Raw genomic sequence first — 23,603 nt, forward strand, 5'->3', positions numbered from 1 at the left:
GCCGGGTGGTCACTCGGCTGTGTGCGCGGTCAAAGCGGAGCGCCGGTGATCGGAGAAAGACCGAAATCGACCACACCGCAAGGCGATTGATCACGGCGGCGATTACGCGCGGGCCGGACGAGGGAAGTTTTCCGAAGCCACCGACACATGATCTTCACCGGTGGATTCCGGTGCCGACGCGTGTCACCCGTCCACCCCCGAGAGGAGGTGCAGTGATGAAGCTTCTCTTCGCCATCCGCAACAAGGTCGCGGCCGCCAAGAGCCTGAAGGCGAGCGCCTGGTACCTCTGGTACTGATCGCGCGCCTCGCCGTACAGGTGAGGTGACATCGTTGTCCGGCCGTGCGCACGGTCACGGCCGGCCGGACAGCGGTGGTCCGTCGTAGTACGGCGCTTGCCTCTGTCCCCGACCGCCCCTCTGCCAACGGGAGCATCCATGCCGCCGTCCTCCGCCACGCGGGTGCGCAGCACCGTGTTCGCCCCACGGCTCGCCGCACTCATCCGCACCCACACCGGCCAGGACGTCTTCCGGCTGGAACCCGACACGATCGGGGTCGCGGGACACGAGGTCGCCGATCGCATCCTCGCCGCACGCCGGGCGACGGAGACCGAGCGCCCCACCTTCAAGCCTCTGCACGGACGGTCCATCACGCGCAGCGAGGCGTCCACGGTCACCCGCACCATGGGAAACGACGTGCGTGACGCGCTCGCCAGGCCCCTGCCGAAGGGCATCGACCTCGCCGGGTCCTGGCCGCTGACCGGGCATCTCTTCCTGCGGGACCTCATCCTCGGCCAAGATCCCTACCGTCTGCGCATGCTGATGAGCCGCAACCTCGAACTCACACCGAAACTCACCTGGTCGGTGATCGCGATCGGCGCCGCCCTGCCGGGCTGGCCCCGGCCGAGCGAGCGGCTCACCGGGCTCGCGGGCCGGGCCGCACGGGCCACCGGCTATCAGGAGCGCCGGTACGCGATGGGCGTGTACCGCAGGGCGGCCGCCCCCGTGTGCTTCACCGTCTCGACACTGGTGGCCAACGCCCTCTGGCTCGGTTCGCCCTTCGACGACACCATGCCCAACCGGAACATCATCCTGGAGTCCCTGCGGCTCCTGCCGCCTTCGTGGAACATCCTGCGCAACGCCTCGCCCGAGTACCCGGCCGTCGACGACCGGATCGGCGAGCGGGACGACGTCCTGGTACTGCCGTTGCTGTCCCATCGCGACCCGGCCCTGTGGGACGGGCCGGACCGCTTCCGCCCGGAGCGCTGGGACGAGCTCGACCCCGACACCGCACCGGGGTATCTGCCCTTCGGTCACTCCTCCGAGCGCTGCTGGGGCAGGCACATGGTGATGCCGCTCGCCGAGCTGCTGCTCGACCTGATCCGCGGCGCCGGGCTGGTGGTCGACCCCGCTCAGCGGGTCGGCAAGGTCCCGCTCCTCGGCCTGCTGGGCGTGGAGGACGTACGGCTGGTGCGGCCCCGCTGACCGCGCGGGCCCGAGGGAGCCCCGCGTCCTGAACCGGCTCAGGTCGCCATGTCCCGTTCTTCCACCGCGACCGGCACCACGATGATGTGCTGGACGGCACGGCTGAGCACCAGCACGCCTCCGATGATCAGGAGGGCGCCCGCGGCCTCCGGGACCAGCCACCAGCCCGTGCGGATCCGCTCCCCGAACAGGGTCATGCCGAGCGTCAGGCTGACCACCGCGTCGCCGATGGTCAGCGCCGGCTGCGCCGCGGCCAGCGGACCGGCCTGGAGGGCGTTCTCCAGCAGGATCACGGCCCCGACACCGGCGAGCGCGAAGCCGTACGTCTGCCAGGAGCGTAGGAACGCCGCGAAACCGTGGTCGGCGAAGGTGCCGCTGGCCGACTTCAGCAGGGCGGCGGTCAGCGCGTTGCCCGTGGCGGAGGCCGCGGCCAGCAGCGCGGCGCGCCGGGCCGGCGAGCGGTCCGGGCCGGAGGACAGCAGCACCGCCGCGGCGATCCCGCCGACGCACAGGCACAGCGCTGGGATCCAGCGGCTGAGCGGCGCGTGGTTGACGGCGCCGTGCGGGGCGGCGGCGATCAGCAGCACGGCGAGACCAGCCACACAGGCGCCGACGCCCCACCAGCCCGAGTGGGGCAGCCGCCGGTGCATGAGCGGGGCGGCGACGAGCAGCGCGAAGGGCAGCTCCAGGATGAAGAGCGGCTGGACCAGCGCGAGCGGGCCGTTGACCAGGGCCAGGCTCTGGAACAGCGCCGCGCAGACCACACCGCACATGCCGATCACCCAGAAGGGCCGGCGCACCAGCTCCGCGAGCAGCCGGAGCCCGCCGCGGCTGCTCGCCGACGCGGCCTTGCGCTGGAAGGCGGTGCCCACGGCGTTGCTCGCCGCGCCCGCGACGGCGAACGCCGCGGCGAGTTCGATCACGACCGTCTCCTGCCTGCGGGAGGCCTCCCGTAGGAGCTTCGGGTCTCTTCAGCCTACGGAAGGGGGCGTCCGGACGCCGGTCGACGGCGCCCGCTGCCGGCAGGCCGATCACATGAGCCGGCCCCGGCCGGTGATCGCCGGGCGGGGCCGGTCGGAAGGGTGGATCAGCTCAGGGTGAGATCGTCGGCGTAGACCGCGCCCTGGCCGTACCAGCCGTGGACGTACACCGTGACCGTGCCCGAGGCGCCGGTCGTGAACGGGACCGTGAGCTTCGCCCACGACGAGGAGGAGGTCCAGGTGCTGGCCGTGGCGCCGCCGCTGACGCCGAGGTAGGCGTACGGACCCTGGACCCAGCCGCTCAGCGTGTAGGAGGTGTTGGGCTTCAGGGCCAGGGTCTGTGCGCACTGACCGGTCTGCGAGGAGGAGGGCGCCGTCTTCAGCGCGTGGGAGCCGCCGTGCACGGGGGAGGAGACCACCGCGGCCCCGCTGTCACAGGTCCACGGCGCGAGCGAGCCGGTCTCGAGGTCGCCGTTGCCGAGAATGGCGGTGCCGCCGGACCCTTTGACCGTCAGGGTGAGCGTGGAGCTGTGCCGGGTCGAGCCCGTCGTGCCGGTGACGGTCAGCGGGTAGGTGCCGGGCGCCGTACCGGAACCGGTCTTCACGGTGAGCGTGGAGCTGCCGCCCGCAGTGACCGACGTCGGGCTGAAAGTGGCGGTCACTCCGCTCGGTGCGCCGCTCACCGTCAGAGCGACCGTCTGGGCACTGCCGGAGGTCACGGAGGTCCTCACCGTGGCGGTCGCGGTGCCGCCCGGGTCGACCGAGGCGGTGGCGGGGGAGACGGACACGGAGAAGTCGTTCGCCGGCGGAGTCGTCGTACCGCCGCTGAAGGGCGCGAAGGTGTGCGTGAAGTACCAGGTGTCCTGGGCGATGCCGGAGCAGGTGTCGGAGGCGCCGGAGCCGGGGCAGCCGCCGTTGTCGCGCTGGAGGGCCCAGAAGGAGAGGGTGTTGATGCCCTTGGCGACCGCCCAGTCGTACACCGTGGTGGCGTCGGCGGTGGTGAAGGTCTCCGCCGGGCCGTAGTCGTCCACGCCGGGCATCTCGGTGACGCCGACCATGTTCCACAGCTGACTGTCCGACAGGTTCGGGTGGAGAGCGGCCAGTTGGTCGTGCAGTCCGCTCGCGGCCGTCTCGGTGTCGGTGGCCATGTGGTGGGTGGCGCCGTCGTAGTAGTCGAACGTCATGATGTTGACGACGTCGATCCTGGCGCCCGCGCTCTTCGCGCTGCGCAGCACGGCGAGGCCGCTGTCGGCGAGGCCGGTCGTCGTGGTCGGCAGGGTGTAGGAGAACTGCACCGGGCGTCCGTTCGCGGCGGCCCAGTCCTGGACCTTCTTGATGGCCTGGTTGCGGCGGTCGATGCCGGCGGTGTTCGTGAGGGAGTTGTCCTCGACGTCCATGTCGAGCCGGGAGACGTCGTAGGTGGTGATGATCTTCTCGTAGGCGGCGGCGATGGAGTCCACGTTCGTGCAGCTGTCGGCGATCTCGGTGCCGGCGTTGTCCGCCCCGTAGCCGCCGAGGGAGGGGATCACGTCGCCGCCGCGCGAGCGGATGGTGGTGAAGTCGGCGCCGAAGACGGAGGAGGCGACAGGCGTGCCGGTGTCGCCGTTCCAGTACGGGGTGCAGGACCCCTTCTTGTCGGCCTGTAGGAAGGCCATGGTCAGGTACTTGGCGCCGGAGGCCTGGGAGAGCGCGGCGGGGCTGTCGCCGTTGTAGGCCTCGAAGTAGGGCGCGAAGACGTGCGTGGGCAGCGGGGTCGCGGCGTGTGCGGTGCCCCCTGCTCCGAGGGCGAGCCCCGCCGAGGCGGCCAGGGTGGCCATGCCTGCGAGCAGGGCGCGTACGGGTCTCGGACGTGTCATCGGGTACTCCCGGTTGGCGAACGACGCGATGCGCCCCGGCCGGGGCTATTGGTCTAGGCCATGATTGGTCTGGACCAAACGCCGGTCAAGGTGCGGGAGTCGCCTTTTGCACGTTCATGGGGGAGCCAAACAGCTTGACCGTGAGGGGAGTTGAGGCGGCACGGGGGAGGCGGACCGGCTTTTGACCAGGTCGCCTCCCGGCCCGTCCTGCCCTCCGCGTGGCCTGCTCAGGTGGCCCGGGTGCCACCGCCCCGGCGGATACGGCCCAGCAGATCCCGGTGATAGGCGGCGAGTTGCCCGGCGGGCACGGGTGCGGGGCTGCCGGCGAGGGTGTACCAGGTGTCGCTGCCGGAGTGCTGGATGGCGACGCGCACGCTGTGGCCGTCGGACAGCAGGATGGTGGCCACGGTCAGGTCGCCGGTGATGACGCCGACCTCCTCGGTCATCGCCCCGCCGGGGCCGGCGGTGACCCGGTCGACGTAACTGTTGATGCTCGGTGGGGTGTGCATGGGGCGCAGGCTTCCATCAACCCGGGCGGCGAGTCCCGCACCGCGCAGGTGTCGCCCGCGTGTGTCCCCGTGTTGGGCGTGTGAACTGCGCCGGCCGGCACCGAGACGGGGGTCAGCCGAACAGCGGGAACCGGTCGGCCGCCGCGCCCAGCGAGGCGCGCTCGGCCTCGGTGAGCGCGGCCCGGCCAGTGCCCACGCGGGCGTAGTGCGCGTCGCCCCACTCCGCCGGCGCGGGGCGGCCGAGCAGACCGTCCAGGGTGGTGCGCACCGCGGCCAGTCCCTCGGGCGCCGGTCCGGCCGCGTGCGGGAGCCGGACGGTCAGATCCAGGTGGTGGACGGTCGCCTCCACCGCGAGGGTGCTCAGCAGGTCCCCGGCCGTCAGCACATGACCCTGCGTGCCGACGTGCTGCGCGGGGTCGGCCGTCTCCGCCGCGTGCACGGCCGCCGCCAGCGTCTCCAGGTACAGGCCCTGGAGCTGACCGAAGTCGAGGAACATGCTCGCGTTCACCCGCACCCAGCGCCGGCCGTTCGCCGCCCCCACGGTGTCCGGCCGCCAGTCCTGCCAGTACGTCACCGCGTCCCGGTCCACCGGCGCCCGCGTCGGCGTGTGCAGGGCCACCAGAGCGCGCTGGGCGTCCGTCAGGCAGTGGAAGACGAGATCGCGGACCGCCCAGCCGGTGCAGCCCGTCGGCAGCCACGACTCCTCGTCACCCAGGCCGGCGACGACCGCCGAGGCGGCCTCGTACGCCGCGCGCAGCGCCTTCGCCGGGCCGACCGCGTCCACGGAACTCATGCCTCCCCCTGTTCGTCCGCCGTACAGGCTCGCCTACTTCATCAGCTATCCATAGTGTTATGCATGTAGAGTTACGTGCGTGGAGTCGCTGCGCGTGTCCAAGGCTGCGAAGCTCGGCGGCCGGGACGAACTCCTTGAAGACTTCGTCTCCTTGGTCATCACCTTCGCAGGCCGCTTGTATGGGATGCGCAGTGCGGAGAACCGACGCCGTCTGCTGGTGGAGTCCGGCCAGTGCAGCCACCAGGACTGTCCCGCGTGAGCCGGAAGCTATCCCTCGCCGAGGGCGAGACCTCCCGCACCGCGTGTGCCCGCGCCCTGTTCCGGTCGGGCGGGATGAGAAGACCGGCGAAGTTCTCACCTGCGCTGCTCTGACTGAACGCGTGAGTTGGTGCACCGACCTGGTAGCCGGGATGACCAGCACGCTGCTGGCCGAGCACTGGAACACCGCCGACGTCGATGTCCTCGCAGCAGGGCAGGACGCGGGCGGCAGAAAGCTGCCGTCGAACGCGTGGATGGCGCTGCGCCGCCTCGGCTGGACCGTCGCTTTGGACGGGGTGAGGGTGAACGACCGGATCGTGCGCATGGCCCAGGAACAGGCTGGGCGCGTTTTGCGGTCGGTGAAGTGGCGGGCTGACCTCGTAGCCGGGGTGCTGGCCACCTGGCCCGCCGGCCCGAAGAAGCGCACCCCCGAGGAGTGGGACCAGGTGCGGGCCGCGATACCGGGCGGCGAGTACCTGCCGTCCAGCATCATCCGCTCCCGCACCCGGCAGATCGTCTCCTTCGAGCGCAACCACGGCCGTCGCCCGGTCGACGTGTTCGAGCTGGAGCCCACCCCGCGTGTGACCGCAATGCTGCTCCTCGCCGCGTGCGACGGGCAGCAGGCCACCATCGAACGCTCCCAGCTCGAGCCGACGAAAGCGCTCCTGCGGCTGCAACTGCCCACCCGGCCCGATCCGCAGGCATACCGCGACTGGACCTGGGTGCAGTGCCCGATCACGCTGCCGCCCACGATCCCGGCGAACGCGGTGATCCACCTGCCCACCCTGCGCATCGCGGGTGGGAAGGTGCGCGCTGACCTCGCCTACACCCACCCCGTACCCAAGGCCCAGCGCACCGGCCACACGGTCGCGCTCGGCGTGGACTGGGGCCTGAACACGCTCCTCAGCGCGGGTGCGGCCCGGATACACGACGACGGCCAGATCACTGCCCTCGGGGCGGGCGCGCAGTTCCGGGCTGCTGGTGTGCTCGCCAAGCAGTACCGGTTGCGCCGCATCAGCGAGCACCTGCACGCCAAGACCGACCACTACACCCGGCTCGCCGATTCCGCCCTGGACGGCAAGGCCGCCACTCTGGCGGAAGAGATCCGGCGTGTCTGCGAGCGCCGCTCCAACCTCAACGAAATGTTGGCGTGGGCCGCTGCCCGCTGGGCCGTCGATCAGGCCGTTGCTATCGAGGCTACGGTCATCTACCTGGAAGACCTGCGGTCGATGGAAGCCGGCGGCATGGGCCGCACCCACAACACCCGCCTGTCGCAGACAGTGCGCGGGCAGATCACTGACCGCATGCGCCACCTTGCCGCCGAAGCCGGGATCGCCGTGGTCACTGTGCCGCCGCGCAACACCTCCAAGCACTGCCCCGCGTGTCTGACCTCGCTCCGCCACCGCAAGGCACCGGACCGGCCCACCGTGCCGGGCTGGAAGTGGGCCATCTGCCCCGGATGCGGCTGGCAGGGCGACCGGGACCAGGGCGCCTGGCGACGTATTGCCGCACGCGGCCTCGCTCACCAGACCAAGACCGTTGTGGACCGCGCGAGCGGCGCCATGGTGATCCGCGCTGTGGTGGACATGATGGAGGCCAAGGCCGTCATCACGGCCGCCCCGAAGACCAGCCGGACGGACCGGTCGAAGACCGGCCCCACCCGGCCGCGAACTGACCGCCTCACGCCCGGGCGACGTGAGGTTCCCTCCCCAGTCAGGCCCACCGGCCCGGCTGGTCAGCGTCCGGAGGGACACGCACCAACGGACCGGATGCGGCTGCCCCGCGCAGCCCACCGGCACCAGGGCGTGACCACGACCAGCACACCCACCAAACGCCGACACCGGCCACGCGGAGCAGCACTGGGCGCGGGATTCCATATCCACGCTCATGCTTCCCCGCCAAGATGGGCAGAACCCACGTCGGACACTACTGTCCGCATAGGTTCACTTAGCTGTCAGAGACGCTGTCACACCCGGCTCGACGTCGCCGTGTCCGCGGACAGCCGCTGGGCTACGTAGATCGGGATCACCGACAGCAGGACGAGTACCGCGGCCACGACGTTCACCACCGGTGCCTGTTGCGGCCGGGTCATGTTGTCGAAGATCCAGATGGGCAGGGTCTCGATCCCGGGTCCCGCGGTGAACGTGGTCACCACGATCTCGTCGAAGGACAGCGCGAAGGCGAGCAGACCACCGGCCAGCAGCGCGGAACGGACCAGTGGGAAGGTGACGTCCGCGAAGGCGCGGAAGGTGGTCGCGCCGAGGTCCATGGCCGCTTCCTCGTACGAAGCGGCCGTACGGCGCAGCCGGGCCACCACGTTGTTGAAGACGATCACGATGCAGAAGGTGGCGTGCCCGACGATCACCGTGAACAGCCCGAGCCCCACGCCGAGCGGTTCCAGCACCGTGCCGAAGGCCGAGTTGAGGGCGATGCCGGTGACGATGCCGGGCAGCGCGATCGGCAGGACCACGATGAACGACACCGTGTCCCGGCCGAAGAAGCGGTGCCGGGCCACGGCGAACGCGATGAGCGTGCCGAGGACCAGCGCGATCGCGGTCGCCCCCAGCCCCGCCTTCACCGAGACCCACAGCGCCTGCCGGGCACCGGAGTGGTGCCCGGCCACCGACCACCAGTGCCAGGTCAGCCCGGGCGGTGGCCAGCTCGCACTGCGGTCGGGATTGAGCGAGTTGACGAGGACGAGCAGCAGCGGGACGTAGATCACCGCGAAACCGAGCCCGGCGCCGGTGCGCAGGGCGATGCGCGCGGTGCGGCTGAGATGCATGGTGCTGTTCTCCTCCAGGTCCTACAGGCTGTTCAGGGCGCCCGTACGGCGGATGGCCAGCAGATACAGGACGATCACGACGACGGGCACGGTGCCGAGCGCGGCGGCCATGGGCAGGTTGAGCTCGATGTTGGAGTAGACGAGGTTGCCGATCAGCTGGGTCTTGCCGCCGACGATCTGCACGGTGATGTAGTCACCGAGGCTGAGCGAGAAGGTGAACACCGAACCGGCCGCGACCGACGGCAGCACCATCGGCAGCACCACCGAGCGGAAGGTCCGCCCGGCCCGCGCCCCGAGGTCGGCCGAGGCGTCGAGCAGGTTGGCCGGGAGCTGTTCGAGGGCCGTGTGGATCGGCAGGATCATGTACGGCAGCCACAGGTACGTCAGGGTGAGGACGGTGGCCGGCAGGCCGAAGCCGGGGCCGCTCAGTCCGAACGGCGCGAGCATCCAGTCGGCGAGGCCGCCCTGGGACAGGATGAGCCGCCAGGCGTACACCTTGACCAGGTAACTCGCCCACAGGGGAGTCAGGATGGCGACCACGAGCAGGGGGCGCCATCTCGGCCGGGCCACCCGTGCGGTGTAGAAGGCGACCGGGAAGGCGATCACCGCGCACAGCACGGTCACCGCGAGCGCCACGCCCACACTGCGCAGGATCACCTGCCGGAAGACGGGCGTGGTGAACAGCTCGTGGAAGTTGTCCGTCGACCAGACCTTCACCACCTGCGAGGTGAAGGAGTTCGTCGTCCAGAACGCCGAGATGAACAGCACCGCCAGCGAGCCGAGGTAGAGGACGGCGAGCCACAGCAGAGGGGCGGCGAGCAGCAGGGTCAGCCGCAGCCGGGGCCTGCGGTGCAGGGTTCCGGCCAGCCGCCGGACGGTTCCCCGGCCGACGGCGGTCGTCGCATCGGTCGTCACGGCTCAGCCCTTGATCTCGGTCCAGGCCTGCACCCACTTGGCGTACGGCACGCACTTGACGTCCTTGCGGCCGTCCAGGCACTGCTCGATGGGCGTGTTCCAGAAGGCGATCTTCTTCCAGTAGTTCTCGTCGGCCGCGTGGTAGACGGTGCAGAAGTTCTTGTCGCTGGTCTCGGCGCAGGCCTTGGAATTGGCCGGAGCCTCGCCGAAGTACTCGGCGACCTGGGCGTTGACCTTGGGCGAGACGATCCAGTCCAGCCACTTGTAGGCGCAGTTGGGGTGCTTGGCCTTGCTGTACACCATCCAGGTGTCGGACCAGCCGGTCGAACCCTCCTTCGGCACCAGCGCCTTGACCTTGGCGCCCTCGGAGGCGGCGAGGTTGGCGATGACCTGCCAGGTCGTGCCGACCACCGAGTCACCGCTCTTGAAGGCGGAGACCTCCTTGAGGTAGTCGCTCCAGTACTCGCCGACGTCCTTGTTCTGCTGCTTGAGCAGGGCCACGGCCGCGTCGAACTGCTTCTGGTCGAGCGCGTACGGGTCCTTGATCTTCAACTCGGGCTTGGTGGCCTTGAGATAGAGGGCCGCGTCGGCGATGTAGATCGGCGAGTCGTACGCGGTGACGTGCCCCTTGTACCGGGAGGCGTCGTCGAAGACGGCGGACCAGGAGGTGGGCGCGGGCTTGACCTTGTCGGCGTTGTACATCAGCAGGTTGGCGCCCCGGCCGTGCGGGATGCCGTACATCTGGCCCTTCACCGAGTTCCACGCGCCGTTCTTCAGCCCGCTGAAGATGTCCTTGTAGTTGGGGACCAGGTTGGTGTTCACCGGGGCCGCGTCCCCGGCGGCGATCAGGCGCAGGGAGGCGTCGCCGGAGGCGGAGACGGCGTCGTACTCGCCGGTCTTCATCAACTTGACCATCTCGTCCGAGCTGGCGGCGACCTTGGAGTGGACCTGGCAGCCCGTCTGCTTCTCGAAGTCGCTGACCCAGTTCACCTTCGGGTCGTTGGAGCCGTCCTCGACATAGCCGGCCCAGGCGATCAGGTTGACCTGGCCCTCCGTCTTGCCGAGCTTCGTCGGGGCCTTGAGGTCGGGCGGGTTGAGCCCGGTGGCGGACGAGCCGCCCGAGCCGGAGGAGTCACAGGCGGCGGCGAGCAGCAGCGCGGCGGCGCAGGCCGCGGTGCGCAGGACACGGGTGGGACGCACGGCGTTCTCCATGGGGACGTAGAGGCGGGGGAGAGGTCAGGAGGGCAGCCGGACGGCGTGCCGGCGGTGCCAGGTCAGGCGCACCCGGGTGCCGCGGTAGGCGGCGACGTCCTCGGAGGAGGTCTCCAGGTTCTGCTGGAGCGCGGTGAGCCGGCCGCCGCCGTCGAGGTCGACCAGGAAGCGGGTGGCGTCGCCGAGATAGACGACCTCGGCGACGGTTCCGGTCGTGGTGGCGTGCTCGGGCTCGTCCACCTCGGCGGACTCCTTCAGGACGCGGATCTTCTCCGGCCGGATGTTGTACGTGCCCGGGCTGCCGACGATCCGGTGGGCCGCCTCGCCGTCGAGCAGGTTCGAGGTGCCGACGAAGGAGGCGACGAACGGGGTCGCCGGGCGTTCGTAGATCTCCGCGGGCGTGCCGACCTGGGCGATACGGCCCTGGTCGAAGACGGCGATGCGGTCGCTCATCGTCAGGGCCTCCTCCTGGTCGTGGGTGACGAACACGAAGGTGATGCCGACCTCCCGCTGGATGGCCTTGAGTTCGACCTGCATCTGCTCGCGCAGCTTCAGGTCGAGGGCGCCGAGGGGCTCGTCCAGCAGCAGGACCCGGGGCCGGCCGACGAGCGCGCGGGCGAGGGCGACACGCTGGCGCTGCCCGCCGGAGAGCTGGGCTGGACGCCGCTGGCCGTAGCCCTCCAGGCGGACCTCGGCGAGGGCCTTGCGGGCGCGGACGAGCCGTTCGGCCTTCTGCACCTTGCGGACCTTCAGCCCGTAGGCGACGTTCTGCTCGACCGTCATGTGCGGGAAGAGGGCGTAGTCCTGGAAGACCGTGTGCACGTCCCGCTCGAACGGGGCGAGGCCGGTGACCTCCTGCCCGGCGAGTTCGATCCGGCCCTGGTCCGGTGTCTCGAACCCGGCGACCAGCCGGAGCACGGTCGTCTTGCCGGATCCGGACGGGCCGAGCATCGAGAAGAACTCGCCGTCCCGGATCTCCAGGTCGACTCCGGCCACGGCGGTCGTCTCACCGAACGACTTCCGCAGGTCCTGCAGCCGGATCGCAATTCCCTCCATAGGGGAACCTTTCTGGCGCGCTGTACGTTGAACCGTTGACGGTAAACATATGAAGTCATAGTTCTAAGCTCAAGATCCCCTTAGGGTAAAGCTTGAGTCAATGCACGAGGTGGTGACCGTGAGGCAGTACGAGATCGAGGGCGGCGCCCGCAGGGCCGTCTTCAGCCCGGTGGACAACCGGGCCCGCGTGGACGCGGTCGTCCGCCGCATCGGCGACGCCATCGAACTGGGTCTGCTGGCCGACGGCGAGCAGTTGCCCGGCGAGACCGAGCTGGCCGGACAGCTCGGCGTCTCCACGGTCACCCTGCGCGAGGCGCTCATGGCCCTGCGCCAACAGGGCCTGGTCACCACGCGCCGGGGCCGCGGCGGCGGCAGCTTCGTCTCGCTGCCCGAAGTCCCCGCCGACGACCGCCTCAAGGCCCGCCTGCGTGGCTGGAGCACCGAGGAACTGCGCGACCTGGGCGACCACTGGGCCGCCCTGTCCGGCGCCGCCGCCCGGCTCGCCGCCCAGCGCACCGAACCCGAGGATCTACACCAACTCCGCCGTACCGCAGATGAGTTGGCCCGGTCCGAGGACGCGGCGGCGCGCAGCCGCCTCTACGGCCGCTTCCATGTCGAACTCGCGGCGGCCGCCCAGTCCGCCCGGCTCACCCGCGAACAGGTCGCCCTGCAGAGCGAGATCGGCGCACTGCTGTGCCTGGTCCTGGCCGACGACGCATGTCGTGAAGAAGTTGCGGAACGTCACCGCGCCGTGATCTCCGCCGTGCAAGATGGGGCCCACGAAACGGCCGGCACACTGGCCGAGCGGTGCGTCAGGGAGTCGACGGCGCGGCTCGTCGCCGTACGCCTCACCCTCTGACCGCACCGCGTCAGGTTCCCGTCCGCTGGAGGACACGATGGGCCGGAGTACCGCGCTCGCCACCTTCGACACGGAAGCCGAGGCGTGGGTGGCCGCACAGGTCGGCGGTGCGCTGGAGGCCGTCTTCGAGACGGTCGCCGCCACTCGCACCGACACCGAAGCCCTGCTCGGCCGGGTGGTGGCTAAGGGCCGGCGGCCGGCCAGCGCCGACCTCGCCGCCCTGCGCCCCGGGCTGCACGTCCATCTGACGCGCGAGGAACTCGTCTCCGGCGTCGGCTTCGTCGCGGCACCCGGCCTGCTGACGGACGTGCCCGCCTGGCTGGAGTGGTGGCAGTCCGGCGCCGACGGCGACGTACGCCCGCTTCTGCTCGACCTCGATCCCGGCCAGTCGGCGTACTCCGACTACACGCACTGGGACTGGTTCGCGCTGCCCCGCGACACCGGGCGCCGGGCGGTGGCCGGACCGTACGTCGACTACCTCTGCTCCGACGAGTACAGCCTCACCCTCTCCGAACCCGTCCTGGCCCAGGGCCGGTTCGCGGGAGTCGCCGCCGCCGACGTCTACCTGCGGCACTTCGAGACGGCCGTCCTCCCCCTCCTGCGGCGCCTGCCCCGCCCCGCCCACCTGGTGAACGCCCGGGGCCGGGTCGCCGCCTCCGCCGACCCCGCCCACCTGGCCGGCTCCCTCACCAAGGGCCCGGACTTCGGCGAACTCCTCGGCGCGGCGCGGCCCGGCGCGTACGACGGCATGCGCCTGGTGCCGTGCCGGGGTGTGCCGCTGGTGCTGGTGCTCGCCTGAGCCGAGCAGGCGGACGGCTCAGGCGCGGACGTCGTTGCCCCAGAGGGTCAGCCGCTGTGCATGGCACTGACGAGGTCGGGCAGGAGCTTCGCCGCGTTCGGCGTGCCCAGTCCGGTGACGGGGTCCCATCCTGTGGTGGCCGAGTAGCCCGGGACCGAGGCTTCGGTGGTGTTGTTGCCCACGGTGATGTCGTTGAAGTCCGCCGCGTATGTGGCCGGGTCCGACGCGAGCTTGTACAGGGTGGGGTTGATGAGTCCGAGTCCACCGCCGTTGATCTGGTCGGCGAGGGAGACCAGGCCCGCCCACTGGGGACAGGCCAACGACGTGCCGCCGATGTCGTACCAGCCCGTGCTGCACGGTGTGCTGCCGCACTTCAGCCCGCTCTGGCCGTCGGGCGGGAGGGACAGGTACACCAGCGCTCCCGTGGACGGGCTCGCCTGCAGGGAGACGTCCGGCACGCCGCGCGTGGCACCGATGGAGGTGCTGCCGGCCGCCATCACACCCTTCAACTTCCCGCTGATTCTCGCTGGTTCGAAGCTCGCACCGGCTCTCGCGGCCGGCAACACCGTCGTCCACAAGCCCGCCGAGGAGACTCCTCTCAGCGCCCTCTACATGGGCCGCCTGCTGAAGGAGGCGGGCGTCCCCGACGGCGTGGTCAACGTCGTCACGGGTACAGGTCCGGTGACGGGCGAGGCTCTGCTGCGCAACCCCGGCATCGACAAGGTCGCCTTCACCGGATCCACCGCCGTCGGCCGGCACGTGGCGAGCGTGGCGGGTGAAGGGCTGAAGACCGTCATGATGGAGCTGGGCGGAAACGCGGCGCACATCGTCTTCGAGGACGCCGACCTGGAGAAATCGGTCGGCGCGATCATCAAGGCGTTCGTCTTCAACACCGGCCAGTTCTGCATGGCCGGCCCCCGGCTGCTGGTCGCCCGCCCGGTGCACGACACCTTGGTCGCCAGCCTGGTCGAGGCCATCGCGCAGGTGCCCGTGGGCGATCCACGCGATCCGGGGACCGTCGTCGGGCCGATGGCGGCACTGAAGCACCTGAAGAAGGTCGAGGAGTACGTCGAACTGGCGCGCAAGGAGGGCGCCAGGGTGGTCGCCGGCGGCGAGCGGCTCGACCTGGGCGGCGGCTACTACTACAAACCCACCGTGATCACCGGCCTCGCCAACGATTCCCGCGTCGTCCAGGAGGAGATCTTCGGCCCCGTCCTCACGGTCCAGCCCTTCGGCACCGAGGACGAGGCCGTGGACCTCGCCAACTCCACGCCGTACGGCCTCGCCTCGGGCATCCAGACCACCAGCCTCGCCCGCGCCCACCGCGTCGCCGAGCGGCTGCAGGCCGGCATCGTCTGGATCAACGACTGGGCCATGCTCGACCCGGCGGTCCCCTTCGGGGGCGTCAAGGACTCCGGCTTCGGCCGCGAGTACGGCCCCGAGGCCCTCGCCGCCTACACCAAGGTCAAGTCCGTGGTCGTCTCGCTCGACTGAGCGCCGGCGCAAAGGAGTTCACCGTATGACCACCACCACCACGCACGCCGCAGTGGTCGAGTCCGCAGGAGCGCCCTTCACGCTCTGCGACATCGAACTCGACGCCCCGGGATCTGGTGAGGCCCTCGTGCGCATGGTCGCCACCGGCCTGTGCCACACCGACCTCGCCGTGGCGAGCGGCGCTCTGCCCTTCCCGCTGCCGGGCGTCCTCGGCCACGAAGGAGCCGGTGTCGTGGAGGCCGTCGGCCCGGACGTGACCGGCGTCGAACCCGGCGACCATGTCGTGCTGTCCTTCACCTCCTGCGGCGGCTGCCGCAACTGCCGTGACGGACACCCCGCGTACTGCGCCACCTGGCTCCCGCTGAACCTCATCGGCGGCCGGCGCGCCGACGGAACCAGCACCATCAGCCGCGAGGGCAGCCCGCTCGGCGGGCACTTCTTCGGCCAGTCCTCCTTCGCCGAATACGCGTTGGTGGACCGGCGCAGCCTGGTGAAGGTCGACCCGGATGTGCCGCTCGGGTGCATCGCCCCGCTCGGCTGCGGTGTACAGACCGGGGTCGGTGCCGTGTGGAACGTCCTCAAACCCCGGGCGGGCAGCACTCTCGTCGTCCTCGGCGCCGGAGCCGTGGGCCTGTCCGCGGTGATGGCCGCCGCCCTCACCCCGGCTGCCCGGATCATCGCCGTCGACCGGTTCGCCGAACGCCTCACCCTCGCCGAGGAGTTGGGCGCCACGCACACCGTCAATGCGGCCGAGGCCGACCTCGGCGACACGCTCGCGGTGCTGACCGACGGGCAGGGAGCCGACGGAATCGTCGAGACCACGGGCAACGTCGCCGTGCTGCGCCAGGGTGCCGACGCGCTCGCCGCCCGCGGCACCCTGGTCGTCGTCGGCGCCCCGTCCTTCGGCACCGAAGTCGCCCTTGACGTCAACGGGTTGCTGCCAGGCAAGCGGATCGTCGGGCTCACCCTGGGGGACAGCGAAACCCAGACCTTCATCCCCGCTCTCGTCCAGCTGGTCAAGGAGGGACGGCTGCCGCTGCACCGCCTGATCAGCACCTATCCGTTCACGGACATCGACCAGGCGGTGCGGGACATGAACGCGGGCAAGACGATCAAGCCCGTGCTCACCTTCTGAACCCTGCCGACAGTCCGCCGAAGAGACCAGCGTGCCCGTGGTCCAGGGCGAGCTGTGAGGCTTGACGGGTGATCGCGGCCAGGGTCCAGGTCGCCGCCCCTGTTCTCGCCCACATGACTGCCCGTGACGGTTGGCCTCCTTCAGGTGCCCGGAGATCTCGTCGTGGGGCAGCCGTGACCGGCAGCGACACAGCCACTGCACAGGTGAGCACGGGCCATCGCCGACGATCTCGTGAGCCGTCTGTGCCTGCTCCGTCAGGCCCGATACCCTGGATGGGATCGGGGTGGGGACCACAACTCGACGACATGGGGGCCGGTAAGTGGCAGCGGTGATCTCGGTGTCCGTGAGGGGCGCATTACTCGGGTTGGACGATCCGGAGCGGATACGGGGCGAACTCGAGGCGGGGACCGGTCTGGAATGGCGCCGCGAGGAGGTCGACCAGGGGTGGGTATTGACCGGCGGCATCGTCGAGATCCTGCTGGTGGCCGCTGTCTCCAAGCTCACCGAGGAGTCCCTCGGCGCGGCCCTGGACGCCACGAAGCGGGCAGTTGAGCGGTGGCGGGCCGGCCGGTTGGATCCGCCGCAGGCCGAGGTCGAGGTAAGGCCCGTGCCGCCGTCATCCACTGACGCTCCGGCAGGTGCCCCGGACGAGAACCGGCCCAGGGGATCCGAAGGAGTGAACGGCTGAGATGGCTTCACGCGCACTGGTGATCGCACCTGGGGAGTACCAGCCGGGATCGAATGTCCCCGGCTGGCCCACGATCGCCGCGAGCGGACGTATGTACAGAGAAGTCCTCGCAGGTGACAAGCTCTGGGGCGCAGAGGGCTGCCGGGTGCTCGGTCCGGACGAGGCAGGGACGATCGACGGGGTGATGCGCGCCCTGGAGGAGACCGCCGCCGAGACCGGCCCTTCGGACACCCTGCTCGTCGTCTACGTCGGCCACGGAGCCTGCTGGGGCGACGTCCCCGCCGGGGACCAGGTGCACTTCTCGGTGGGCACGTCCCAGGACCGGGCTCCATGGACGTGGTTGAACAGCTGGTACGTGTACCGCGCCATGCGTAAGGCCGCGGCTGGGCTCAAGGTCCTCATCGCCGACTGCTGCTACTCACACAGGCTGGGCGACCTGGGCCCGGCCGAGGAGGAGCCGAAACTGCCGGGTGTGATGGGCCGCCAGTTCGAGGGCACCTGCGTACTCAGCGCTCTCGGCCAGGATGCCGCCCTCGCCGGTCCGCTCGCCTCCGCCGAGGGGTGTCCCGGTCTCCCGGCACCGTTCGACCAGTGCACTCCGTTCAGCGGACATTTGCTCAACGTCCTTTCGCGAGGCATTCGGGACCGCAAGGACCAGCTCACCTTCGGATTGCTCCGGGAGGCCATCAAGGCCGAGATGGAGAAGTGCACCGCAGGGCATCCGCAGCCGCGGATGGTGCTCAGGGACGCTCCCGACGGAACACAGATCTTCACCAACCGGATGGCCGCCGACCAGCGTGTGGATCCGTCGCTGCCCACGGATCTGCACGGCTGGATCGACTGGTTGAGGGGCGACCCGGACGCGCGTATCCCGTACCTGCTGAAGGACGAGTGCACCACCGCCGATATCGTCTCCACCCTCTGCGACAGGGGGGACGACGACAGCCTGAAGCTGGCGGAGCACATCGACATACGGGCGAACGATGCCTACCGTTCCCCGGACACCTTCGCCAGATACTTCAGTCGGATGGAGCGTCGCGCAGCTTGAGTGTCACGCATGAGTAGGGCTCGACCCGGAGCCGAGGGATGGCTTGACGAAGATCGGACGTGGAGCGTCCGGTACTCCTGGGTGACCCGGAGCAGCACCGAAGAAGTCGCGGCGCGCGTGCAGGCCCTTCGGAAGGGCAACGAGAGCAAGGGTGAGCCGCCTCGGCCCGCCGTCGCGATCCGGGTGCTGTACGCCTTCGCGATACAGCGGTCGACGGACCAACTGATCGAAGCAGCAGCGAAGTTCCACTTCTACGACGCGGTGAACGTACTGGCGACGGCGGCGCTGTGGCGAAGCATCGGCGATGCGGCGGATCTGGCGTGCCGTCAGTCGGAGATCGACGGCGCCGCCTCTTTGGGCGTGGCCGGGCAGGGGGAGCGGCAGCAGCCGGAACCCGAGATCGCCGAGTACCGGCCCTCTGCGCTGAGCAAGGGCATCGTGCACGATGTGGCTCGCCAGCGCACGGCGCTCGATGTGGCCCGGTTCGTCCGGGAGTTGCGCGGGCGGGGCAAGCAGGACCTTGTCGACGCCACGCTGAACACGTTCAGCGAGAAGCGGACCCTGCTTGACACGGCACTGCTGTATCTCGGGCTGCGCGACGAAGGGTGCGCAGAGGCGGCGGTGGACCTTCTGGGACGGGCCGTGCAGAGGATCAATACGTCCGGTGCGCGGCAGTCCGACACGACGACGCCGGCCGGGCTCAACGACCTGGTCACGGCACTGCGTATGCTCAGTCCGGTTGAGCCGGTGCTGGAGAACTGGATCGACACGCGGCTGCGCGACACGGATCTGGTGGGGCCCACCAGGGATACCGTCGCCAAGCTGATCTCGGGCTCGGAACACAGCCCGGATTCCCTCATCGAGCATGTGGGCAGGCGGTTGCAGTACCACAACGTAGCCGCGGTCTGCCGGGAGTTGGCGGAGAGCGACCCGGAGCGTTGCGAGGCCGTCCAGAATCAGGCTGCGGCACGCGAGGAGCTGCATGAACTGGCCGAGATCATCAGCCGCTGGCAGAAGTTCGAGACCGTGGCGAGGACCAGGGTCGATCTGTATGCCAAAGTCGTGGCCCGCGGCGTGGCATGTGCCGCCGGACCGCGCTCCCCAGCCGAGATCGACACTCTCGTGAAAGAGTTGAAGAACATCGACGCCGACCCGGAGTGTTGGCGCCTGCTGTGGATAGCCGCAGCGGAGCACATCGACGGCCGGGCCGGCGGCGAGCTGGTGCGACTGCAGACGAAGATTGAGCGTTCCCGGGACCTGTACCGGGTGGCGCGGACCGTCGCCCGCCGACTCACCGCCGGACTGCTGAGCAGAAATGTCGACCCCGGGGTGTTTGCCGACTATGTCACGGCGCAGCAGGTGCAGGGCAATCGCGGCAGGATCGCTGCGGACGTCGCCTGCAAGGAGTTGTCGGATCCCTCCGACCCCGAACTGGCCGGGGTGCCGATGGGCGGTGTCGTCGCCGAGACGGCCGTCCGCCTCTACGGCAACGGGACGGATCGGGCCTGGGGCCGAGAGAAGGCCTGGGACCTGCTGGAACGCTGTCTGGAGAACGAGCAGCGGATCACCCCCGCGGACGTGGTGGCGATCACCGAGCAGTTGCGCGCCAGCGGGATGGACGGGCGGCGCCGGCGTTCGCTCTACCGCGGGACGGTCGGCCGGTGGGCGGACGCGGTGCGCCGCCAGGAAGCGGTGTCCCTGTTGCGGAGCAGGGGCTTCGAGGAGGAGGCCGAGCAGGTCGTGGAGTCGGTGCATTAGCCCGCTGTGCGCGGCTACCGCTGCGGCTCCTGGGGCCGCCCCTGCTCCCTTTCGCGGAGCTGGGAGGTCGGTAGCGGCAGCAGCGGCTCCACTCGCCCGATATGGCGTCTCGAGGCCCACACCATGCCGTAGAACGCGGTCAGGGCCATGACCCCCACACCCGCGCCCCACAGATAGAACGCGAGACGGTGTGGGGCACCGGGCTCGGGGTTGCCGAACAGGGTGCAAACCAGCAGCAGCGCCAACATGCCGAGAAGGCAGGCCGCAGCTTGGGCGGCCGGGTCGGAGCCCAGCCGGCGGAAGCGCGTCACATGCTCCCGGGCGTCGTAGAAGCGTCCCAGCGTGGGGAACTGCCGGGCCAGTACCGGGAATCCGAGCAGCAGCACGCAGCCGACGGCGAGCACTGCCATTCCATGCCACAGGTCCGTCCACCCGGCTCCGTACAGGATCAATGCAATGAGGACGAAGCTGAGCCAGGCCGCGTGTCGGCGGGCCCGGTTGCGGCTCGGCGAGACCGGCGGCAGCTTGTCGCGCAAGGAGACCAGGGCCACACCGGGAACGGCGTACACGACGAGGGTCAGCACGCCGTCGGCCGCGACCAGGGTGTGCCATCGGCCGCCCATCGCGAGCAGCGCGACCACCCCGACGACGAAGTCCACCGCCAGCACCAGCCAGTAGACGTCCCTGCCACGCAGGGTGGTGGTGCGCATTGTCTGCAGGCCCCGGTGGGTGAGATGGGCGCGGCTGAGCGTGGCGACCTCGCGGGTCAGGGCATGGGTGAAGACGAGCCCGGCGCCCATGGGGGAGAGCACCGAGTTGATCCGCAGACACCACCCGAGCCAGGCGACCGAGGACGCGAAGGCGAACTGGGTGTAGGGGGAGTCCGGGCGGCCCGGATCCCACTGCCCCTGGCGAGAGCTGAAGACGATCTGGAGGAGGATGTAGAGCACGGTTGTGCCGATGATCGTGCCGTAGACCGCCCAACGCAGCCGGGCAGGCTCGGTCAGCCGACCCTCGGCCTTGACGTTTCCGGCGAAGTCCAGCGGGCCCTGGAATCCCACATAGGCGTAGATCACCCCGCTGTCCACCACGGCGGCCAGGACCGCGCCGTACCTTCCGGCGCCACCGGTGCCGTCCCCGGCCCCGCCCCCATGATGGTGATCGAATCCGGACGCGATGAACAGGACGATGGTGAGCAGCGGGACTACGACCTTCACCACGGTCAGCCAGGAGTTGCCGATCCGCACCAGTCGCGGGACGAGCAGATTGGTCGCCGAGATCACCGCCATCAACGCCAGCGAGCAGACCCAACCCCAGGCGGTCAGGGTGGTCCCGGGCCCTATCAGGAACGTGGGGAGTATGGACGAGAGCCCCTTGGTCATTGCCACAGACTCACTGGCCGCGTTTATCGCGTAGAAGATCCACAGCCCCGCCGCGGCCACGATCGCCACCAGCGGCCCACTGCTCTGCAGCGGAAGGAAGATGAGCCCTCCGGTCTTCGGTGCAGCCGTGCCCAACTCCACCATGACACCGGCCACGATCAGCATCACCAGCCCGCCGATCAGCCAGGCCCACGGAGCATTGCTGCCGGCCTTGTCATAGGCGTCGACCGCGCCCAGCAGCCAGCCGGAGCCGATGGTCCCCCCGGCGGCAAGTCCGAAGAGCTGGAACAGCGAGAGCCGGCGCGGTTCGTCAGAAGGTAAGTACTCCTTCGGCTGGCCGCTGGTGGGCCGCACCTGCAAGGCCATCCTGCTGTCCCCCGAGTAGCGTTCACTGATGGTTGGCACCTGGTGTGACGACAGGTTACAACTCGCAGTTGCATTTGCGTGATGCTTCATCAGGTTCTGATCGGTGATCTCACTTTGAGGCGGTGCGGTGAGTTCGGTGGGCAGGACGGTGTCGGCGGTTCCTGACTCGATCAGGCGGAGTCGGGGCCTTGGCCAGCAGGTCGAGCTCCATGTAGCGGCGGGCTTCGGTCCACTCGTCGTTCTGCTCGGCCAGGACCGCGCCGGCCAGGCGGATCAGGGCGGGTGCGGTCGGGGAAGATTGTGCTGTTTCCCGGGATCGATGTGCGGGTGGAGGGAGTGAGCGGCTCCTCCGGCATCCTGGTGGTGGAGGCGGTGTCGACGGCCCCCCCAGGCCGGTGCCCGAACTGCTGCAAGCAAGCCCGCCGCATACACAGCACGTATCAACGCGCCCTGGAGGAACGGTCGTTGGGGTCGGGGCGAGTCATCATGCGGCTGCGGGTGTATCGGGTCTGTCCGCGCGCTACCGCCGTTCCAGCACCGGGCTGGCGGGCTGACTGCGGTCGATCGCGATCGAGCTCGGCGGCCGCCCCGCCGCACGCCTGTGCCGCCGACTGCGCCTGACCGCGGGCCGGACGCTGCTGCTCATGCTGTTGACGGCACCGGCAGTGCCGGACCGTGCCCGACGGGTGCTGAAGGTGGACGAGTTCGCCGTCCGGAAGGGCTGCACCTACGGCACCGTGCTGGTCGACGTCGAGGCCGGCCCGGATCGTGGACGTGTTGCCCGACCGCACCTCCGAGACCTTCGCGGCCTGGCTCACGGACCACCCCGGAGCCGAGATCATCTGCCGGGACCGGGCGACCGCCTACACCAAGGCTGTCAGGGAAGCCGCCCCCAACGCCCTCGAAGTCGCTGATCGCTGGCACTCTATTACAGAACCTGTCCGCCGCAGTGGAGAAGACCTGCCATCAGCACCGCGACTGCCTGCGCAAACGCGCCGAGGAGGAGACGGCGGCGGAAGCAGCCGCAGTGCCCGAGGCGACCCCGATGCTGTTGCCGCCCGCGGAGCCGCCCCACACCCAGATCATCGAATGCCTCCGCCACCGCTACGAGGACATTCACCGCCTGCTGGAGAAACGCTGGACGATCAGCGCGATCGCCCGCCGTCTGAACCTCGACTGCAAGACCGTCCGCCGATTCCGCGACATCGACCTCGACCAGCTGCTCGCCTCCGCCCGCGAACGCCGCCCCGACGGCGTCCTGGAGCCGTTCAAGGCATACCTCAATGCCCGCTTCACCGAGGCCCGAGGCCAGGTCAGCGGCACGCGGCTGTTCCTGGAGATCCAGGCCCGCGGCTACCGCGGTAGCCGCCAAGTCGTCCGCAAGCACCTCGCCGCGCTCCGCGCGGGCACCGCGGAACCGGTGAGGGCCGACGTCCCCAGCCCCCGCAAGATCGCATCCTGGATCATGCGGCCCCCGCGAGACCCTCACCAAGGGCCAGAACGAGGGGCTCCTTCAAGTCCGGCTCGCCAGCCCCGACATCACCCGGGCCTGCGACCTAGCCCGCGCCTTTGCCGACCTGGTCCGCCACCGGCGCGGATACCTCCTGCTGGAGTGGATCCGGCAGGCCGAGCAAGACGCACCCAAGCCAATGAAGGGCTTCGCCGGCTTCCTCCGCCAGGACCTCGACGCCGTCACCGCCGGATTGACTCTGCCGTGGAGTTCCGGCGTCGTTGAAGGTCACGTAAATCGGGTTAAAACTCTCAAGCGAGCTATGTACGGACGAGCATCGTTCGAACTCCTCCGGGCCCGGATCCTCACCCAGCCATGAGCATCACTGAGCCTGAGAACGATAGGTGTCGTATTTGCACGACAACTGTCGTCATCCGCGTCCGACCTCTTGGTGCAGGTGCTCTCGGGACGCCCTCCACGAGTCGCCGGGAAGCGGCGTTGTCAGTGGGCTCTGCCAGGGTGTGCGTCGTGGATGAACTGGTGGAGCGTGTCGACGATCAAGATCGTGTGTGGGGGGTGGTGGTCAGCCGCCGACAGGCCATCCGGGAGGGTTGGCTGCACCGGGTCGCTGTGACGGTGTGTCGTGATGAGCGTGGGCGGATCCTCGTCCACCGGCGGTCGGAGCAGCTCCTAGCTGTCGCCACCATCAGAGGCGCGGTCCCTCACGCAGGGCCGCGCCTCCGTCCTCGGTCAGATGAGCGAGTTGTAGATGTTCCAGCCGT

At 69.8% G+C, this 23,603-nt stretch carries 21 protein-coding genes and 5 pseudogenes; 14 read left to right on the plus strand and 12 right to left on the minus strand.

The annotated features are described in order from the left end of the window. The first annotated feature begins 215 nt into the window (after positions 1 to 215). Together ACWCQS_RS05280 and ACWCQS_RS05285 are read left to right on the plus strand one after the other, a co-directional pair. The gene (locus tag ACWCQS_RS05280; RefSeq protein ID WP_388636393.1) at positions 216 to 296 is read left to right on the plus strand and encodes a tryptorubin family RiPP precursor; all 81 of its coding nucleotides are present in this window, start codon (positions 216 to 218) and stop codon (positions 294 to 296) included. Between the two features lie 138 nt (positions 297 to 434). After that, positions 435 to 1,481, plus strand: a complete 1,047-nt coding sequence (locus ACWCQS_RS05285) for a cytochrome P450 (protein ID WP_451003203.1) — start codon at positions 435 to 437, stop codon at positions 1,479 to 1,481. A gap of 38 nt (positions 1,482 to 1,519) precedes the next feature. Here the strand turns inward: ACWCQS_RS05285 and ACWCQS_RS05290 are convergent, their stop codons facing one another. The 4 genes from ACWCQS_RS05290 to ACWCQS_RS05305 form a co-directional block, all read right to left on the minus strand. Then, entirely contained in the window at positions 1,520 to 2,404 is an 885-nt protein-coding gene (locus tag ACWCQS_RS05290; protein WP_451003204.1) for a DMT family transporter, read from the minus strand. A gap of 164 nt (positions 2,405 to 2,568) precedes the next feature. Further along, a complete protein-coding gene (locus ACWCQS_RS05295; RefSeq protein WP_451003205.1) occupies positions 2,569 to 4,317 on the minus strand; it encodes a carbohydrate binding domain-containing protein in 1,749 nt (582 codons plus the stop codon). A 227-nt stretch (positions 4,318 to 4,544) separates the two neighbouring features. Beyond that, complete coding sequence (locus tag ACWCQS_RS05300; RefSeq protein WP_451003206.1) at positions 4,545 to 4,826, minus strand: hypothetical protein; 282 nt, start codon at positions 4,824 to 4,826, stop codon at positions 4,545 to 4,547. Positions 4,827 to 4,938: 112 nt separating this feature from the next. After that, a complete protein-coding gene (locus tag ACWCQS_RS05305; protein WP_451003207.1) occupies positions 4,939 to 5,619 on the minus strand; it encodes a maleylpyruvate isomerase N-terminal domain-containing protein in 681 nt (226 codons plus the stop codon). Between the two features lie 79 nt (positions 5,620 to 5,698). On the opposite strand from ACWCQS_RS05305, the gene ACWCQS_RS05310 reads away from it, so the two are divergent. Then, positions 5,699 to 5,878: a hypothetical protein gene (locus tag ACWCQS_RS05310; RefSeq protein ID WP_451003208.1), complete on the plus strand. Its 180-nt coding sequence runs from the start codon at positions 5,699 to 5,701 to the stop codon at positions 5,876 to 5,878. A 151-nt stretch (positions 5,879 to 6,029) separates the two neighbouring features. After that, a complete protein-coding gene (locus ACWCQS_RS05315; RefSeq protein WP_451003209.1) occupies positions 6,030 to 7,895 on the plus strand; it encodes a zinc ribbon domain-containing protein in 1,866 nt (621 codons plus the stop codon). Here the strand turns inward: ACWCQS_RS05315 and ACWCQS_RS05320 are convergent. Genes ACWCQS_RS05320 through ACWCQS_RS05335 form a run of 4 tightly spaced genes read right to left on the minus strand, consistent with a single transcriptional unit; the run spans position 7,844 to position 11,842 of the window. Continuing rightward, positions 7,844 to 8,659, minus strand: a complete 816-nt coding sequence (locus tag ACWCQS_RS05320; protein ID WP_451003210.1) for an ABC transporter permease — start codon at positions 8,657 to 8,659, stop codon at positions 7,844 to 7,846. The two genes, ACWCQS_RS05315 and ACWCQS_RS05320, sit on opposite strands and share 52 nt — an antisense overlap. 21 nt (positions 8,660 to 8,680) lie before the next feature. Next, on the minus strand, positions 8,681 to 9,574 hold the full coding sequence (locus ACWCQS_RS05325; protein ID WP_451003211.1) for an ABC transporter permease: 894 nt from the start codon (positions 9,572 to 9,574) through the stop codon (positions 8,681 to 8,683). Positions 9,575 to 9,577: 3 nt separating this feature from the next. Next, positions 9,578 to 10,774, minus strand: a complete 1,197-nt coding sequence (locus ACWCQS_RS05330) for an ABC transporter substrate-binding protein (protein ID WP_451003212.1) — start codon at positions 10,772 to 10,774, stop codon at positions 9,578 to 9,580. 36 nt (positions 10,775 to 10,810) lie between these two features. Then, entirely contained in the window at positions 10,811 to 11,842 is a 1,032-nt protein-coding gene (locus ACWCQS_RS05335; RefSeq protein WP_451003213.1) for an ABC transporter ATP-binding protein, read from the minus strand. Between the two features lie 100 nt (positions 11,843 to 11,942). On the opposite strand from ACWCQS_RS05335, the gene ACWCQS_RS05340 reads away from it, so the two are divergent. After that, the gene (locus tag ACWCQS_RS05340) at positions 11,943 to 12,701 is read left to right on the plus strand and encodes a FadR/GntR family transcriptional regulator (RefSeq protein WP_451003214.1); all 759 of its coding nucleotides are present in this window, start codon (positions 11,943 to 11,945) and stop codon (positions 12,699 to 12,701) included. 37 nt (positions 12,702 to 12,738) lie between these two features. Further along, positions 12,739 to 13,500, plus strand: a complete 762-nt coding sequence (locus tag ACWCQS_RS05345) for a cache domain-containing protein (protein ID WP_451003215.1) — start codon at positions 12,739 to 12,741, stop codon at positions 13,498 to 13,500. 47 nt (positions 13,501 to 13,547) lie between these two features. On the opposite strand, the gene ACWCQS_RS05350 is transcribed toward ACWCQS_RS05345, so the two are convergent. Continuing rightward, positions 13,548 to 13,997, minus strand: a complete 450-nt coding sequence (locus ACWCQS_RS05350) for a hypothetical protein (protein WP_451003216.1) — start codon at positions 13,995 to 13,997, stop codon at positions 13,548 to 13,550. Between ACWCQS_RS05350 and ACWCQS_RS05355 the strand changes: the two are divergent. The 5 genes and pseudogenes from ACWCQS_RS05355 to ACWCQS_RS05375 form a co-directional block, all read left to right on the plus strand. Next, positions 13,990 to 14,994: pseudogene (locus tag ACWCQS_RS05355) on the plus strand (aldehyde dehydrogenase family protein); the annotation flags it as partial. The gene ACWCQS_RS05350 and the pseudogene ACWCQS_RS05355 sit on opposite strands and share 8 nt — an antisense overlap. A gap of 25 nt (positions 14,995 to 15,019) precedes the next feature. Continuing rightward, entirely contained in the window at positions 15,020 to 16,129 is a 1,110-nt protein-coding gene (locus ACWCQS_RS05360; RefSeq protein WP_451003217.1) for an NAD(P)-dependent alcohol dehydrogenase, read from the plus strand. Between the two features lie 319 nt (positions 16,130 to 16,448). After that, the gene (locus tag ACWCQS_RS05365; RefSeq protein ID WP_451003218.1) at positions 16,449 to 16,817 is read left to right on the plus strand and encodes a hypothetical protein; all 369 of its coding nucleotides are present in this window, start codon (positions 16,449 to 16,451) and stop codon (positions 16,815 to 16,817) included. A gap of 1 nt (position 16,818) precedes the next feature. Beyond that, positions 16,819 to 17,865, plus strand: coding sequence for a hypothetical protein (locus ACWCQS_RS05370; protein WP_451003219.1), 1,047 nt, complete (start codon positions 16,819 to 16,821; stop codon positions 17,863 to 17,865). 117 nt (positions 17,866 to 17,982) lie between these two features. Further along, complete coding sequence (locus tag ACWCQS_RS05375; protein WP_451003220.1) at positions 17,983 to 19,623, plus strand: hypothetical protein; 1,641 nt, start codon at positions 17,983 to 17,985, stop codon at positions 19,621 to 19,623. 14 nt (positions 19,624 to 19,637) lie between these two features. On the opposite strand, the gene ACWCQS_RS05380 is transcribed toward ACWCQS_RS05375, so the two are convergent. Together ACWCQS_RS05380 and ACWCQS_RS05385 are read right to left on the minus strand one after the other, a co-directional pair. Continuing rightward, positions 19,638 to 21,371, minus strand: coding sequence for an APC family permease (locus ACWCQS_RS05380; RefSeq protein ID WP_451003511.1), 1,734 nt, complete (start codon positions 21,369 to 21,371; stop codon positions 19,638 to 19,640). A 123-nt stretch (positions 21,372 to 21,494) separates the two neighbouring features. Next, positions 21,495 to 21,670, minus strand: a pseudogene (locus tag ACWCQS_RS05385) (IS256 family transposase); the annotation flags it as partial. Between the two features lie 451 nt (positions 21,671 to 22,121). Here ACWCQS_RS05385 and ACWCQS_RS05390 point away from each other — a divergent pair. Beyond that, positions 22,122 to 22,286: pseudogene (locus ACWCQS_RS05390) on the plus strand (transposase); the annotation flags it as partial. A 13-nt stretch (positions 22,287 to 22,299) separates the two neighbouring features. Here the strand turns inward: ACWCQS_RS05390 and ACWCQS_RS05395 are convergent. Next, positions 22,300 to 22,758, minus strand: a complete 459-nt coding sequence (locus ACWCQS_RS05395; RefSeq protein ID WP_451003221.1) for a hypothetical protein — start codon at positions 22,756 to 22,758, stop codon at positions 22,300 to 22,302. Between the two features lie 148 nt (positions 22,759 to 22,906). Here ACWCQS_RS05395 and ACWCQS_RS05400 point away from each other — a divergent pair. Both ACWCQS_RS05400 and ACWCQS_RS05405 read left to right on the plus strand, forming a co-directional pair. Further along, positions 22,907 to 23,200 (plus strand): annotated as a pseudogene (locus tag ACWCQS_RS05400) (transposase); the annotation flags it as partial. Between the two features lie 149 nt (positions 23,201 to 23,349). Further along, positions 23,350 to 23,603 (plus strand): annotated as a pseudogene (locus ACWCQS_RS05405) (hypothetical protein); the annotation flags it as partial.

Source organism: Streptomyces sp. NPDC002076, from assembly GCF_053593835.1.